We start from the raw sequence: 16,441 nt of genomic DNA, 5'->3' as shown, positions 1-16,441 counted from the left end.
TTACAAATCTTGATTTCTTTTGACCGAAAGCTATAGTTATCATACCATATTCATCTTGATAACGATAATTAATTTCCTTCTATAAGTACTTAAACTTTACATAAAAAATAACTGGCCAAATCAACAAGTGATTCTAACCAGTTATTTTTTATATCATCATAAAGTTCGTCTTACGCTTTACCGTTAGAACCAAACTCTTGAATTTTTTCTGTTACAGTTTTGATAATCGCGTCCACACCAGGGCCGATTACTTTACGTGGATCATAAACTTTGTCATCAGTAGCTAATTTTTCGCGAACAGCTGCAGTCCAAACGATTTGGCATTCAGTGTTAACGTTGATTTTGCTGTGACCAAGTTCAATTGCTTTTTTAATTTGGTGTTCAGGAATTCCAGAACCGCCATGAAGTACAAGTGGAGCACCTGTAAGTTCGGAGATTTCTTTCATTTCGTCAAAACCAAGAGCTGGTTCGCCGTGGTAAGGACCGTGAACAGAACCTAATGCTGCAGCAAGTGCATCAATGTTAGCTTCTTTAACAACACGTAAACATTCTTGTGGATCAGCATAGTTGATTCCACCAGTAACGCCGTCTTCATCTCCACCAACAGTTCCAATTTCAGCTTCTACAGATACGCCTTTAGCATGCGCATAATCAACAACTTGTTTAGTCATTGCAATATTATCATCAATTGGGTGGTGAGAGCCGTCGATCATTACAGAAGAGAATCCTGCATCGATAGCTGCTTTACAAGAATCAAAGCTTGAACCATGGTCAAGGTGAATCGCAACAGGTACAGTGATTTTCAGGTCTTCTACAAGTCCTTCAGTCATTTTTACAACTGTTTTGAATCCTCCCATGTATTTAGCAGCTCCTTCAGAAACTCCTAAAATAACTGGTGATTTTTCTGCTTCTGCAGCTTTCAAAATAGCTTGAGTCCATTCAAGGTTGTTGATGTTGAATTGACCAACAGCATATTTTCCAGCTAATGCTTTTTTCAGCATGTCTGTCATGTTAACGATAGGCATAATACAATTTCCTCCCTCAGGAATTTAGGAAAACCATTTTTGATTTCCCCTAAGATTTGAATTTCCGCCGTGAAAAATAGTGGCAGCTATTTTCCCCTAACAAACTTATGATAACAGATTTGTGATGAATTTACCATAAAAACTAGAAAATTTTCTGGTGAAAACGCTTTAGCCTCTAAGACGGGTTGAAATTCTTTTTTCATCAGCAAATACTTCTAACGCTTCTGGAATCACCTCTAACGTATAAGGCGCTTTTCCACCATAAACCCCATCGTAACTTACATTTAAATCTGCGTCACTTTTAATAGTAACTTTATTTGTACGGGCATGAATAACATGAGGACTATTTAGATGTATCCCTTTTTTTATAGAAGCAAATAATTGGAATAATTTTTTAGGAGAAACCTTCTTTAAAATTAAAAGCTCAAACATACCGCTATTTAATTGAGCTGGTGGACATAACGTTTCCATCCCGCCAACAGAATTAGTTTTATTTACGAAAAATAGTAATATCTCACCTTTAAAAGTTTCTTCATTGTAAGTTATTTCAACGTTAACAGGGGACAACTTAGGAAGAACGGTTAATCCACTAAAGAGATATGCAAGTCTGCCCCATTTAGACTTCATTGATTCTTTTACGGCATAAGTTATTTCCGTAATTCGTCCACCTGCTGCATTATTAATAAAAAATTCCGTCTCATTTGCTTTTCCAATATCTACTCGGATTGTTTCTTGCTTAGCTATTATTTGAAGCGCTTCTAGCGGATCTTTTGCAAAATTTAGTGCTCTTGCGTAATCGTTTGTTGTACCTACTGGCAAGATACCTAATTTTGGTCTTTTCTCTACTTGCATTAGTCCGTTAACAACTTCATTCACAGTCCCATCTCCACCTGCTGCAATCACTACCTCATATCCTGCTTCTGCTGCTTGTTTCGCGATTAAAGTTGTGCTTTTTGGCGCTGGTGTTGACGGGACTAAAGTTACTTCGAAATCCGCATTTGTTAAAATTTTTTCGGCATCTGGAAGTAATTTTCTGAATTTATTTTTCCCCGCTGCTGGGTTATATATAATCATCGCTTTCTTCTGCAAATTGCTGCTCCCTCTTTCCTTTAGATATTGTTTAGTTTCCTATTTTAAATGGGCGATGTCAACTTGTTTGACTGGATGTGGGAGCAAGTCGCCAAACGAGCCTTTATACCTATTACAAAATACATCTTTCATCATGTTTTAAATTACATTTTTCGCCCCATTTTTTAATTATATTACTTTTACATTAAAAAACATGTGCAATTAGGTTCATTGTTGCTTTTAGCCATTGACTACCACTTAACGTGTTGTCATAATTAATGTAGAATAATTTTATTTATTAGCAATAAATATAGCAGTTAGGAGAGGATTTAAAATTTGAAAAAATTAGTAAAATCGGCAGTTGTTATTGCTGGCCTTGCTTTAATTGGCACGTCCGCTACCTTGATTACAGAGAAAGCAAGTGCTTCTTCCATCGAAACAGTACAAAAGGTAGATGATCAATCTATTTACATTCCCCAAGGCATTAGGGATGGAACTGCTACGGAAGAACATGACGGCTTTGAAGATGAAACTAATAGCGTACTAAAGACAACATCTTTACTTCGCGCCACAACAGGATATCCTGATGTAAATGCCTATATTAAATCGAATAAATTTTCAACAGCTTCCATTGAAAAACAATTAAAAAGCCAATTCCCTAAATTTAATTACCGTAATGGTTACGGGAAACCAGAAGGCGTCGTCATTCATGAAACAGCAAATAATTCATCCACTATTGAGGGCGAAATTAGTTATATGAGCAGAAACTACAATAATGCATTCGTTCATTCATTTGTAGATAAATCTCGTATCATTCAAATCCACCCAACTGAAAATGGGGTATGGGGAGCAGGTCAATATGCCAACGCTCGTTTTATCCAAGTGGAATTAGTTCGTTCGAAGACATTTGATGAATTTGCACGCTCTATCAATAATTATGCTTATTATGCGGCCTACCTATTGGATCAATATAAACTTCCAGTGGATAGTGCGCACAGTGATGGTAAAGGAACAATTTGGTCTCATGATGCAGTTACACGCTATTTAGGTGGAACTACACATACCGATCCTGTAGGTTATTTCAACCAATGGGGCTATAATTTCAACAGTTTTGTTACGTTGATTAATGAAAAATACAAAGCAATTCAAAGCGGCAAAATTACTTATGATAAAATCGAATACGATAAAGCAGTAACAGCCTACGCTAGAGTAAAAACAGCACCAGGCAATGCTGTTTGGACAAGACCTTACAGAACGGAAGGCTCTAAACTTGTTAATCAACTTTCGGTCTACCAAGGCAAAAACATGCGGATACTGCGCGAAGCTAAAACACCAATCACTACTTGGTATCAATTTAGCATCGACGGCAAAACAATTGGTTGGGTCGATACTCGTGCACTTGATACGTTCTACAAACAAAGCATGGAGAAAGATGCTAATTTAACTCGCTATGTCGCTTCCAACAAAACAGGTGAAGCGTACTACAAAGTTCCGGTTGTAGATGCAGATGTCAAATGGGGCACTATAGGCACATATAAAAGCGAAAAACTAACCGTCGATAAACAAGCAACTGTGGAAGGTCAACTTTGGTACCGTGTAAAAGCTGGGTCTACCTTCATTGGTTGGACGAAAGCATCCAACTTAACAGCTACCTCTCCATTTGATAAAATCGAATATGATAAGGGTGTCACAGCCTATGCTAGAGTAAAAACGGCGCCAGGCAATGCTGTTTGGACGAAACCTTACAGAACGGAAGGTTCTAAACTTGTTAATCAACTTTCGGTCTATCAAGGCAAAAACATGCGTATCCTGCGCGAAGCTAAAACACCAATCACTACTTGGTATCAATTTAGCATTGATGGAAAAGTAATCGGTTGGGTCGATACTCGTGCACTTGATACATTCTATAAGCAAAGCATGGAGCAATCGACTAATTTAACTCGTTATGTCACTGCCAATAAAACAGGCGAAGCTTATTACAAAGTTCCAGTAGCTGATTCAGATGTCAAATGGGGTACACTTGCAACTTATAAAAATGAGAAGTTAACCGTAGATAGTCAAGCGACTGTTGAAGGTCAACTTTGGTACCGAGTTAGAACAAGCACTACTTTTATCGGTTGGACTAAAGCTGAAAACTTAACAACTACCCCTCCATTCGATGCAATCGAATATGATAAAGGTGTCACAGCCTATGCTAGAGTGAAAACTGCTCCAGGCAACGCTGTTTGGACGAAACCTTACAGAACGGAAGGCTCTAAACTTGTTAATCAACTTTCGGTCTACCAAGGCAAAAACATGCGGATTCTGCGCGAAGCTAAAACCGTAATTACTACTTGGTATCAATTTAGTATTGATGGAAAAGTAATCGGTTGGGTCGACACGCGTGCACTTGATACCTTCTACAAACAAAGCATGGAGAAAGATACTAATTTAACTCGCTATGTGATTGCGAACAAAGTAAACGAAGCGTACTACAAAGTTCCTGTTGTAGATGCGGATGTTAGATGGGGCACTTTAGCTGCTTACAAAGGTCAAAAACTCACCGTGGATAAACAAGCAACGGTCGAAGGACAACTTTGGTATCGAATAAGAACAAGCTCCACCTTTATTGGTTGGACAAAAGCTTCGAACCTTAGTGCTACTAAATAATAATAAAAAATCTCCCAGCCATAAATGGCTGGGAGATTTTTTTATTACCTTATTTGTTATTAAGCGCAGCACCAACAAAATCTTTAAACAAGCTTTGCGGACGATTTGGACGGGAAATGAATTCTGGGTGATATTGACAAGCGACAAACCAAGGATGATCAGCTAATTCAACTACTTCAACTAGACGGCCATCTGGGCTTGTTGCAGACACAATCATGCCAGCTTCTTCCATTTGTTCTCTATATTCGTTATTAAACTCATAACGGTGACGGTGACGCTCTTCTACAAGAGTTGTACCATAAGCAGCCTCAGCTTTAGTGCCCTGCTTAATACGTGCTGGATACAGTCCTAGACGAAGTGTTCCACCCATGTTTTCGATATTTTTTTGTTCTGGTAATAAATCAATGATGTTATGTTTTGTTTCTGGTTCGATTTCTGCTGAATGTGCTCCTTCAAGGCCAAGCACGTTACGAGCAAATTCGACTGTTGCTAGTTGCATACCTAAACAAATACCAAAATAAGGCACTTTATTTACGCGTGCATATTCGATAGCAGCAATTTTACCTTCGATGGCACGATCTCCAAAACCACCAGGAACTAAAATACCATCAACGTCTTTCATTATTTCAGCAACATTTTCTTTTGTTACTTTTTCGGAATCAATCCAGTCGATTTCGATTTCCGCATCGTGCTCATATCCTGCATGACGAAGTGCTTCTGCTACAGAAAGATAAGCATCTTGTAAGGATACATATTTACCAACTAGACCGATACGAACTTTTTTGGATAGGTTTTTCACGCGGTGTACTAAGTTTTTCCAATCAGTCATTTCAGCTTGCGGTGCTTCTAATTGCAAGTGTTCTAGGACAATATCATCCATTTTTTGTTTTTGTAAAGAAAGCGGTACGTTATAAAGTGTTTCTTCATCACGAGATTCAATAACCTCTGAAGCTTTAATATCACAAAATAGCGCAATCTTATCTTTCATTTCTTGAGAAACTGGTTGCTCTGTACGAACAACGATAATGTTTGGTTGAATTCCTAAGCTACGAAGTTCTTTAACGCTATGTTGAGTTGGTTTAGTTTTCATTTCACCAGCTGCTTTGATATAAGGAATTAAAGTTGTGTGGATGTAAAGTACGTTTTCCGCACCAACATCACTTTTAATTTGACGAATTGCTTCTAAGAATGGTAATGATTCGATGTCTCCAACAGTTCCACCAATTTCTGTGATAATAATATCTGAATTGGTCATGCGAGCTGCACGGAAAACACGATCTTTTAATTCGTTTGTAATGTGTGGAATAACTTGCACTGTTCCACCTAAGTAATCCCCGCGACGTTCTTTTTTAATAACTTCTGAGTAAACTTTCCCAGTTGTTACATTGCTGTATTTATTTAAGTTAATATCGATAAAACGTTCGTAATGGCCAAGGTCTAGGTCTGTTTCTGCGCCATCATCTGTCACATAAACTTCCCCGTGTTGATATGGGCTCATTGTTCCTGGATCCACGTTGATGTATGGATCAAATTTTTGAATGGTTACACTAAGTCCACGATTTTTCAGCAAACGTCCGAGCGATGCTGCTGTGATTCCTTTTCCGATTGACGAAACTACGCCACCTGTAACGAAAATATACTTTGTCATGTTAAAAAAATCTACTCCTTCCTGAAATGAAAAACTTGCAGGGTCTGACGATTTTCCTGCTGGGGTGGGAAATTGCCAGATAAAACAATATTGTGATTATCTTGCTAGCGTACTAATCACAATTTCAAGTATTTTGTAAACCAAAATAAAAAACACTCCGCCTACTTTTTAAAAGTAAGGGAGCGCTGATTCTCATAAATATCCGTCCCTATAAAAGGGAGCCCAAATAAAATACTACTAATGATAGCGATAGAAGTCAAGTCTTTATTTTTTGAAACCGCCATCAACCCATTAAACACGTTAAAAAAAATCAGATAGACGCTTTCCATAAAAATGGACGCATCTATCTGATTAACATTTAGTTATTATTTATCTTCTGGGTCTTCTGTATAATCTCCATCAGTATAATCATCTTCTACTGTAGCTAAATCGCCTTCGATACCGTCTGGCAAGTGGTCATCGTCATCTTCGTCTTCATCAAGTAAGACATCCGCAAGAGAGATTTCTTCTTCACCAAGCTCTTCCACGATTTCTTCATCATCGTAGTCCACGTCATCGTCCAGGATTTCTTCATCTTCATCGTCATCATCATCTGATTTACGTTTTTTCTTCGGAGTTGTTTGCGTTTGAACTTCCTCATCAATTGCATCCATTGGATACCATGCACGAAGTCCCCACGTATTATTTCCTAGTGAAATGAAGTTACCATCAATATTCATATCTGTATAAAATTGAACAAGACGCTCCCTTATTTCTGCATCTTTCAAACCTAGGAACGCTTGAATCTCTTTCACTAATTCAGGGAAAAGAATGGTTTCTTTCCGCTGTTCCAAAATAAAATGTGCAACATCAATTAAAGATAGTTCACTACGTTCTTCTTGCGTTAAGTTCTTTAAATCCAAAACTGGCACGCCCTTTCTATCGTAATTCCAATTTATTTAGCTGTTATTTTTTCGTTCAGCCCAACTTCACTATTTTACATGTTATTTCTGGCAAGTACAACCTAAATTTTCTTAATTACATCAATTCTTCTTGACTATTTTATATCCGATGTAAAAGAATAGGATGGCCATTAAAAGAATTGGGATTGATCCAAGTTGAAAGTCGTAGAGAATATAGACTGCGACGCACAGAAACACGAAAAGCAGCGCCAAAATTATTAATCGCTTCATCATATGCTCTCCCCGTTTTTTTCAATTACCTATGTTTCTTTTAACTTTAGTACATTTTGGTTATGACGTCAACGAGTAACCTATATTTTTAGGATATCACATTTTTTCTGGTGCAGATACACCAAGAAGGGTCAAACCATTTCGAAGGGTAATTTGTGCTGTTTTAATCAGTGCTAGTCTCGCTTTTGTAACTTCTAGGTTATCCATATCGAGCACTTTATTACTATTATAAAAACGGTGGAATGCTGTCGCTAAATCATTTAAGTAGCGAACGATACGGTGTGGCGCTCTTTTTACTGCGGCTTCAGCAACAACATCTGCGAACTCACCTAATACTTTTAATAAGTCATATTCTGCTTCAGTTTCTAAAAGGCTCATATTAGCATCTTTTGAAACTTCCAAGCCTTGCTCTTTGCCAGAACGTAAAATACTAGAAATTCTCGCATGGGCATATTGTACATAATAAACAGGATTATCATTGGACGTTGATTTTGCTAAACTCATATCGAAGTTCATATGAGTATCAGAACTACGCATTGCAAAGAAATATCTCGTCGCATCCAGACCAACTTCTTCAATTAAGTCACGCATTGTAACAGATTTACCAGTACGTTTACTCATTTTAACTTGCACGCCGTCTTCAAATAAGTGAACCAGCTGAATGATTTCTACTTCTAATTGATTCGGTGAGTAACCAAGCGCTTCAATCGCAGCACGCATCCGCGGAATATAACCGTGATGATCCGCTCCCCAAATATCAATTAATACATCGAAACCACGCTCTAATTTATTTAAATGATAAGCAATATCTGGTAAGAAATAAGTGTAACTACCATCTGATTTGATTAAAACTCGATCTTTATCATCTTCAAAATCAGTTGTTCTTAACCAAGTAGCTCCGTCTTGCTCATAAATATAGCCGTTTTCGCGTAAACGTTCTAAGGCAGGTAGTACTTTGTTTTCTTCATATAATGACGTTTCTGAAAACCATTCATCAAAAGAAACACGGAATTCTTCTAAGTCAGCCCGTAGTTTTCCTGTTTCAAATGCAAGTGCATCCACACGGAAAACGGAACGGCGCTCTTCTTCGCTAGCATTCACATATTTATCCCCGTATTTAGCGGCTAAATCTTTCCCAAGTGAGATAATATCTGAACCGCGGTAACCATCTTCTGGAAATTCAGCTTCTAAGCCTAACGCTTCAAAATAGCGCGCTTCTGCTGAAAGAACTAAATTATTGATTTGATTTCCAGCATCATTAATATAATATTCTCTGGAAACATCAAATCCGGCCATTTTCATAATGTTTGCAAGAGAATCTCCAATTGCAGCTCCACGGGCATGTCCAAGGTGTAAGTCGCCAGTTGGATTAGCCGAAACGAATTCAATTTGGAATTTTTCACCCTTACCAAAATCTGACTCTCCGTACTTTTTATCTTCCGTTAGAATGACTGGTACTAAATCGGTTAAGTAAGCATTATCTAAATAAAAATTAATAAAACCAGGTCCAGCAATTTCTACTTCTTTAATTAATTTGTTATCTTTTTTTAGCTCAGGGACGATACTTTCGGCAATTTGACGAGGCGCTTTCTTAGCAACTCTAGCAAGCTGCATCGCAATATTAGTCGAATAATCTCCATGCTTCTTGTCTTTTGGTACTTCGAGTAAAATTTCTGGTACTTCTGTTTCTTCTAAACCAACCGCTTGAACAACTGCTTGTTTGATATGTTCAATTAGTTTGATTTGGTTCTCTTGCATGACATTCATTCTGCGTCCTCCTCTATTTTCATTAAAACAGTATATGAGCCGATGTATTCGCCGTGACTAAGCAAATCATATTGAAATGCAACTTCACTAAGCACATCTGGCTTATTTTCATATAGTTCTTCCATTGATACTAATTCTGATTCTAATTGTAATTTCCCCGCCCCTGAATCAACAGAAGCAGTACTTCTCCTATTATCTCGGAAAAAGTGCATTCTCATATTTACAGCACCGCTTCTCATCAAAAGCAGCTCGTTGTCAGCAATTTTAAGCACTGTTCGAATCGTTCCAGCTAATTGTTTTTCCTCATAATGCAGATAGCGATTCCCTTTATCGCGGTAGAAAACACCCGAAACAGACATATCGGATTTCTCTTCTGCATCCATCTGACGGATGACATTGGTGATATGAATAGTTACTTTTTTTCGTTCCATTTGATTGGCTGTCATATCGCTTATTTACCCCTTTCCGGTCAGAAGAATAGACGCATTATATTATAGTGAAAAATAGCATGAAAAGCAACAGGTTAAAATGCTGATAGTCCGAAAATCATCAATATTATATCAAAAACAAACGGAATAACAGTGTCGAAAATTGGTTGAATAGTAAAATTGGAAATTGGTGTTAAAGCTATAACTAAGAAAATAAGCATTGCATAGCGTTCCACTGGCTCAAGTTTAGCTCTAGCTGACATCGGTAAGAATTCTACTAATATTTGGTAACCATCTAACGGTGGAATTGGAATTAAATTAAATACAAATAAAACAAGATTTAATTGCACAAAAATCATTAAAAACGTTTCCGTCACTGAACCGTAAGTGAAAAATGCATAGTTCAGAAAAAGAGCGTACAAACCAACACCAATCATTGCTAGTAGAAGGTTACTTACTGGACCAGCAAGAGTGACAAGAATACTACCAAGACGTCTTTTCTTTAATTTAAAACGATTGACTGGGGTTGGTTTCGCCCAACCGAATCCAGCAATTAAAATCATTAATAAGCCAAACAAATCAATATGTACAAGTGGATTTAGGGATAAACGACCTTGATTTTTTGCGGTATCATCACCAAACGCTAGAGCTACTAACGCATGCGCCCATTCGTGAATCGTAAAGGCAATTAAAAGTGTAACTACAACATAAGGTATCATTTCAAGTGGATAAGCGAGAAAACTAGGCATAAGCGCCTCCTTTATCTTTTATAGAGTAATTTTTATGTGCTATAATGAAAAAAACTTTTATCGAGGTGAGAAAATGCCATTTGTTACCATTCAATTCTTAGAAGGTCGTAGTGATGACCAAAAGAAAGCTTTAGTCAGCGAAGTAACTGACGTAGTTTCTAAAAACCTAAAGGCGCCAAAAGAAAATATTCACGTAATTTTAGAAGAAATGAAAAAAACTGATTACGGTGTTGGCGGCGTAAGAAAATCTGATATTTAAGCATTACTGGAAGCAAGGTTTTAATCGCCTTGCTTCTTTTATTTTTCTTTTAATGAATGTGCATGGATTAATGAAATCATTCTTTCGGCTATCTCTGGCTCCACTCGTCCACTTTCAATGAAGTCAAGCGGATAATATAGCTTGATGTCTGTTCGACGTTCCCGCCCGATTGCCTCAACAACTGGTGATTCAGTCGACAGTTCACGCAGTTCGCCATTTCCCATGAGCAGTTTTATAGGTTCTTTTCCACCACCAACGCCTGGAAGATAATAATCATACGGCAGGTCACTAGAGGAATCAACTACTAAATAGTACGAGGGATCGATATCAGCTTTTTCTAACAATCCTTTTAATTCAGCGTATAGTTCGGCATCTTCTTTCGGATTATAATTAAGATACCTGAGCAATCTTCTATTTAAAAAGCGGCTGCATAAATCGCTCAAAATCGGATCCGTTTCCTCTTGCCAAATTGAGAAATAGTACATTAAAACAATATCATCAAGCACAATATAGTCTTTCAAACTCACTTCATTTACAAAAAACGGTAAAACTTGTATTGGAGGAACTTTAAAATCATAACCCGCGCAATACAACTTCTTCGCTCGTTCGAGGATTTTCCATAACAATACTTCCCCACTACGGCTCACTGGATGAAAATACACTTGCTGATACATTTGGTAACGACTCATAATATAATCTTCCACAGCATGCATTCCGGAGTACTTCACAATAACTCCATTACCATCAGGGCTAGGTCGAAGTACTCGTAAAATCCGTTCTAAATCAAACTTCCCATAACTAACCCCTGTATAATACGCATCCCGTAGTAAGTAGTCCATTCGGTCAGCGTCAATTTGGCTTGAAATCAACTTAACTAGCGTTTGATTAGGATAGTTTTTCTTAATAATCGAGGCCACCTTGAGCGGAAAATCATCGCTAACTCGTGAAAGCACTTCGCTAACTTCTGTATTGCCAATAATAATCGCTTGTGTATACTCCTCATGATCCGTGCCAAAAACCTTCTCAAATGCATGAGAAAACGGACCATGACCTAAATCGTGTAAAAGCGCGGCACATAAAGCAACCATTCGTTCTTCAGAATCTAATTGTGGTTCTTTTGCAAAAGTCACATCAATAATTTGACGAACAATCTCATACACACCTAAAGAATGATTGAAACGACTATGTTCGGCTCCGTGGAATGTAAGCGAAGTCGTGCCTAATTGGTGTATTCGTCGCAACCGCTGAAATTCTTTTGTTGCAATTAAATCCCAAATTAACTTATCAGAAACATGTACGTAACCATGAACAGGATCTTTGAACACTTTTTCTTCAATTAATTTTTCCGTTAAATAACTCACGCTACCCTCTCCTTTTATGTAATTTAAGAAAGCACTTTATCATTTCGGGCAATTAAACGTTCATAGTAGGCTGGAAATAAATCGAGTTCTTCTGAAGTCAGAGTGCCTGATTCAAGTTTTCCTGCATAATGACGCAAACTATTAAATAATCGTACTAAACATCCATTAACAGTCATATTCTCTTTCATTAAGTCTGACAATGTACCCATAACTTCTGGCTTTACGTCTGGAAAACTGTATTTGATTTGCTTATCTTTTCCGCTGATTGTATAGAAATCACGAATTAGTTCCGAGCGCGCAGCTTGATCGCCTTCCACAGCTAAATAAATTTGAACAGCGACGCCTTTAGCCATTCTGCGCTGTGAAATACCAGCAAATTTCTGCCCTTGAATGCTAAGATCATAACTTCCAGGACAATAAGAATTCACGATTTCTTTCGCTTCAATTACTTCATTACAATCTACAAACATATCTTTAATTAGGGTAAACATGGTTTCGTAACCTCGTTCAATCGCAATTCCACGTTCGGCATCTGGAAGTACCATTGACAAGTTAAGCACTCCTGAATCAAGAACAACCGCTAAACCACCGGAATTTCGAACAACGACTCGATAACCTTGTTCTTGCAAAAAAGCAATTCCTTTATCTATATCCGGTAACTTGGAATCTTGTATTCCAAGGGAAACTGTTTTTTCATGAACCCAGCCTCGAACAGTGGGCGGCACCATTCTTGCTCCAACTGAACGACATAACGTATCGTCAGTCGCAAAAGATTGAATAGCATCAAAAGCTGGATTGATTGTCGTGTTATCAATGAAACGCCATGCTTCTTGCTTTAGTAGTGTATTTTCAATGTCCATCTCTATGTCCTCCAAGAATTTCTTTTTGTTATTATAGCATATCCGTTCCGACTTTAGTTACAAACGGCTTAAAATAGCCATTTAATCGTTATTTTTGATTTTTGGGTAGTTATTTTACTTTTTTACGTCTGATGTTGAAAACTAGGGCTGTAATGATTGATATAACAATAGATTTGGTAATTATATCTTTTTTCATTTTCATCGCCTCATTTCCTCTACCTTATTATAACAAACTTACCATACAAAAAAACCTAACTTCTGTAAAAGAAATTAGGTTCTGTCTATCTAAAAGCCTAGGGAGCTTATTTAGCAAAAGATTACCAGTCGTAACGGTCTTTATTGTCGCGTTGACTTGTATGTTTCGGGGAATTTCCCCACATGCGATAAAGTAAATATCCAATTCCACCTAATACAAGGACTGGGAATAAGAAGTGAAGTGTAATTCCAACAATATCAAGTACGATATTAAGTGCAATAAATCCTAAAATAACTGTAAAAAATATTTTCCAAAAACTATTCATTTTCAATTCCTCATTTCTAATTTTTATTTACTACTTGCAAGTGGAACACTGTTTATTTCCTTGGCTTGAACGAGTAGTTCGTTGTCTTGAACGACGATTTTATACTGTTTGTTCTTTTTAAGTTGAGTGGTTGACATGAAGTTAACTTTGTGACTGTTTCCTTGATTATCTAGACACGATTCGCGGAAAGAATACCCTTTGAACTTTGACTTGGTAACTTCTTTTCCATCGTTTTTGATTGTAACGTAATATGTATTTGCTGCTGATCCAACTGGTGCCGAAAATTCAATTACAACCATTGTTAATACAAAAATTGCAGCCAGTAAACCGAAAAGTCCCTTTTTCATTGTTTTTACCGTCCTTTTTTGTTGATAGGTTTATTATAGGGGAGATTCAAAAAAGGAACGAACGGCTCTAGGCTGAAAATTGGTACATCCTAAGTCTTATTTTCATTCGGGTACAAAAAAATGAGTCTAGTAAAGTTAACTAGACTCATTTTAAATTAATTTTTTCAATCCATTTGTAGTTTTCTGATCCAATTGGATAGGTTGTATAGTTTTTAAGATTGCTTTTTTGCAAGTATGCTCGGCCGCCTTGATATAGCGGAATGAGGACGGCGTTATCTTTCAGCAAGATTTGTTCAGCTTCCAGTAGGGCTTGCCATCTTTTTTCCGGGTCTGCTGAGAGTTTACCTTTCGCGCCAAGGACTAGTTCATCGTATTTCGCGTCTGAGAAGCCTGTATGGTTTCCTGGGCTGTTTGTAAGGAATAGGTTGAGATATGTTAGTGGGTCTTGATAATCGCCTCCCCAGCCCCCAAGTAGTAGTTCAAAGTCTTGCGTAACGTCCGCTTGGAAACTAGCTTGGTTCGTAACATTTTTTAGTTTGATAGTTAGTCCAGGAAGGTTTTCTTCCAATTGATTTTGGATAAATTCTGTTTGTTTGCGTTGTAAGGACGTATCACCACTTGTTAAAGTCAGTGTTAATTCTGATTTCCCAATTTCTTTTAAGCCTTGTTTCCAAGCGCTTATTGCTTCTTGTTGATCAAATTTGAGTAAATCACCATTTTGTTTACGGAAATCTTCTTTTGTTTCTGGATCAAACATAATATCAGCAGGAACGTCGCCATTTAAAGCTTTAGAACCATTAGCAAGAAGTGTGTTGACCATGCCTGTTTTATCAATAGCCATTGCTAGAGCTCGACGTAAATTCAAGTTGGCTAAATCCGTTTTCACGCCATCTTTACCTTGATTCATCTTCATATAGACAGAGCGTCCAGTTGCTTCTTTATGGAAATTTTTATCATCTTTATATTGTTTAACAAATTCGCCGTCAAGCTCTACTCGGTCTAATTTATTTGTGTTGTATAAATTTAAGGCCGCATTGGTATCTTTGACGACAGTTACATGGATTTTCTCTGTAGGAACATTCTTTTTATCCCAATAAGTTGGGTTTTTAACGTAGTCCCAAGTCATATTTGTGCCATTCCAATTTTCTAGTTTGTAAGGACCATTTGAAATTAAAGTGTCGCTTTTTGTTCCGTAACGGTCACCTTGTTTTTCCACGAATGCTTGGTTTTGTGGGAAGAACGTGCCAGTCGTTAAGAGCTCTTTGAAAATTGGTACAGGATTTTCTAATTCGATTTGAAGTGTTTTGTCGTCTAGCGCTTTAATCCCAAGTTCATCCGGGGACATTTCACCTTTTAAAATTTGGGTTGCGTTTTTGACGATTTCTTCCATTTGCGGTCCGTATGCGGCTGCTGTTTTTGGATCAACTACTTTTTTCCAAGCATACTCAAAATCATGGGCCGTCACTAGGTCGCCGTTAGACCACTTCGCATCATCGCGAATTTTGAAAATAAGTGTTTTCCCGCCATCTTTTTCTTCTGGTTCACTGGCAGCTAGTGCTAGCGCAGGTTTCCCATTTTTATCTAATCGATATAATCCTTCAAAAATCTGATTGATTACTCGAAAACTTACGCTATTGTCTGCGAGTGTTGGACTTGCATTTGGAATTCCACTCGTTTCCATGATGTTAACAACTTTTGCTTTCTTTTCTGATGTTACTTTTTCACTTTCCCCTTTATCGCCAGACTGACATGCTGTAAGTACTAGTAAACATAACAAACTGAGTGCCACTACCATTTTTCTGGCTGTTTTATGCAAAATTTCTCCTCCTCTTTTTGTAAGCGCTTTTTGATTACGCAAAAAAATGACGGATTTCCTGCCAAATTCGCGCAGAACTTCCGCCACCATTATAAACCGAAACTGTATCAATTGTAAATAAAAACTGTTATATTTTTATTTCTTATTAAGATAAACTCCAGAGCCAACAACAATAACACACATCGTCATTAACATTGCTAACATTAAGTAGCTGGGATCATTTCGCATAAACAAAGCTAGGATAAAACAGATTGTACCAGCTATATTAAGTGTAACAGTTGTAATTTTTCTAAGTAGATTTCTTGACCATGCATCAATCTTTTTAAAACCAATCATCGTTAAAAATTTAAAGAGTTTTTTAGAATATTGAATGTAAGCTGCGACAACAAACATAAATGCTCCTGCTGTCACTAGCGATAGTCTGCCAGTTGGAATATCATAACCTAGCGCATATACAATTATACTCATTTGAATAATCGTAAGTAACACGAGTAACAGTCTAAAACAGTATTCAAATTCTAATAAACTCTCTTGATTCACTTTTTCTTTCCCGTAGTATTCCGTTCCTGTAAACATAATCATTAAAAAGGGAATCAGTATTAAGCCGAGCCACTTTTGCATAAACATATCTGGGGAGAAGTCCGTACCGAAATGCACCGCCACTTCAGAAGGTAGTAGCGGATATAACACAGCAGAAATTCCTACTGTGAAAAGAATTATCATACTAGGAAATAAACCAACTTTCCTCATTCCCCTCACCTCTTCCAATAT

The 16,441-nt window shown here is 37.4% G+C and carries 15 protein-coding genes; 2 read left to right on the top strand and 13 right to left on the bottom strand.

The genetic code is table 11. The features are described from left to right. Positions 1-170: 170 nt before the first annotated feature. Positions 171-1,025 carry a class II fructose-1,6-bisphosphate aldolase gene (gene fba, locus OC533_RS10005; protein ID WP_262265252.1) on the bottom strand — a complete coding sequence of 285 codons (855 nt, stop codon included), beginning with the start codon at positions 1,023-1,025 and terminating at the stop codon, positions 171-173. Between the two features lie 168 nt (positions 1,026-1,193). After that, complete coding sequence (locus tag OC533_RS10000) at positions 1,194-2,114, bottom strand: diacylglycerol kinase family lipid kinase (protein ID WP_194324081.1); 921 nt, start codon at positions 2,112-2,114, stop codon at positions 1,194-1,196. Between the two features lie 315 nt (positions 2,115-2,429). On the opposite strand from OC533_RS10000, the gene OC533_RS09995 reads away from it, so the two are divergent. Then, on the top strand, positions 2,430-4,742 hold the full coding sequence (locus OC533_RS09995) for a GW domain-containing glycosaminoglycan-binding protein (RefSeq protein ID WP_194324083.1): 2,313 nt from the start codon (positions 2,430-2,432) through the stop codon (positions 4,740-4,742). 49 nt (positions 4,743-4,791) lie between these two features. Here OC533_RS09995 and OC533_RS09990 read toward each other — a convergent pair whose 3' ends face one another. The 5 genes from OC533_RS09990 to OC533_RS09970 form a co-directional block, all read right to left on the bottom strand. After that, positions 4,792-6,390 (bottom strand): CTP synthase, encoded by a 1,599-nt coding sequence (locus OC533_RS09990; RefSeq protein ID WP_010991341.1) that lies wholly within the window; start codon positions 6,388-6,390, stop codon positions 4,792-4,794. Positions 6,391-6,755: 365 nt separating this feature from the next. Next, positions 6,756-7,292, bottom strand: coding sequence for a DNA-directed RNA polymerase subunit delta (gene rpoE / locus OC533_RS09985; protein ID WP_003728401.1), 537 nt, complete (start codon positions 7,290-7,292; stop codon positions 6,756-6,758). Between the two features lie 366 nt (positions 7,293-7,658). Further along, positions 7,659-9,329: an arginine--tRNA ligase gene (gene argS, locus OC533_RS09980; protein WP_185312103.1), complete on the bottom strand. Its 1,671-nt coding sequence runs from the start codon at positions 9,327-9,329 to the stop codon at positions 7,659-7,661. After that, a complete protein-coding gene (locus OC533_RS09975) occupies positions 9,326-9,775 on the bottom strand; it encodes a DUF1934 domain-containing protein (RefSeq protein WP_003723610.1) in 450 nt (149 codons plus the stop codon). The genes argS and OC533_RS09975 overlap by 4 nt, the downstream gene beginning before the upstream one ends. A 77-nt stretch (positions 9,776-9,852) precedes the next feature. After that, positions 9,853-10,506 (bottom strand): site-2 protease family protein, encoded by a 654-nt coding sequence (locus tag OC533_RS09970; protein ID WP_003764039.1) that lies wholly within the window; start codon positions 10,504-10,506, stop codon positions 9,853-9,855. A 73-nt stretch (positions 10,507-10,579) separates the two neighbouring features. On the opposite strand from OC533_RS09970, the gene OC533_RS09965 reads away from it, so the two are divergent. Next, positions 10,580-10,765: a 2-hydroxymuconate tautomerase gene (locus tag OC533_RS09965; protein WP_010991343.1), complete on the top strand. Its 186-nt coding sequence runs from the start codon at positions 10,580-10,582 to the stop codon at positions 10,763-10,765. A gap of 38 nt (positions 10,766-10,803) precedes the next feature. On the opposite strand, the gene OC533_RS09960 is transcribed toward OC533_RS09965, so the two are convergent. The 6 genes from OC533_RS09960 to OC533_RS09935 form a co-directional block, all read right to left on the bottom strand. Beyond that, positions 10,804-12,126 carry an HD domain-containing protein gene (locus tag OC533_RS09960; RefSeq protein WP_070752411.1) on the bottom strand — a complete coding sequence of 441 codons (1,323 nt, stop codon included), beginning with the start codon at positions 12,124-12,126 and terminating at the stop codon, positions 10,804-10,806. Positions 12,127-12,149: 23 nt separating this feature from the next. Continuing rightward, a complete protein-coding gene (gene lipL, locus OC533_RS09955; protein ID WP_033533660.1) occupies positions 12,150-12,986 on the bottom strand; it encodes a lipoyl-[GcvH]:protein N-lipoyltransferase in 837 nt (278 codons plus the stop codon). A gap of 317 nt (positions 12,987-13,303) precedes the next feature. Further along, a complete protein-coding gene (locus OC533_RS09950; RefSeq protein ID WP_003764046.1) occupies positions 13,304-13,507 on the bottom strand; it encodes a hypothetical protein in 204 nt (67 codons plus the stop codon). A gap of 23 nt (positions 13,508-13,530) precedes the next feature. Then, on the bottom strand, positions 13,531-13,854 hold the full coding sequence (locus OC533_RS09945; RefSeq protein ID WP_003764048.1) for a YxeA family protein: 324 nt from the start codon (positions 13,852-13,854) through the stop codon (positions 13,531-13,533). A gap of 145 nt (positions 13,855-13,999) precedes the next feature. Beyond that, positions 14,000-15,670 carry a peptide ABC transporter substrate-binding protein gene (locus OC533_RS09940; protein ID WP_262265251.1) on the bottom strand — a complete coding sequence of 557 codons (1,671 nt, stop codon included), beginning with the start codon at positions 15,668-15,670 and terminating at the stop codon, positions 14,000-14,002. Between the two features lie 135 nt (positions 15,671-15,805). Further along, entirely contained in the window at positions 15,806-16,420 is a 615-nt protein-coding gene (locus OC533_RS09935) for an SdpI family protein (protein ID WP_003764052.1), read from the bottom strand. Positions 16,421-16,441: the final 21 nt, after the last annotated feature.

This window comes from Listeria sp. Marseille-Q6474, assembly GCF_946902005.1.
GTDB lineage: Bacteria > Bacillota > Bacilli > Lactobacillales > Listeriaceae > Listeria > Listeria innocua.
Note: the sequence above shows the minus strand (reverse complement) of the source record. Positions and strands in the feature narration are given on the sequence as shown.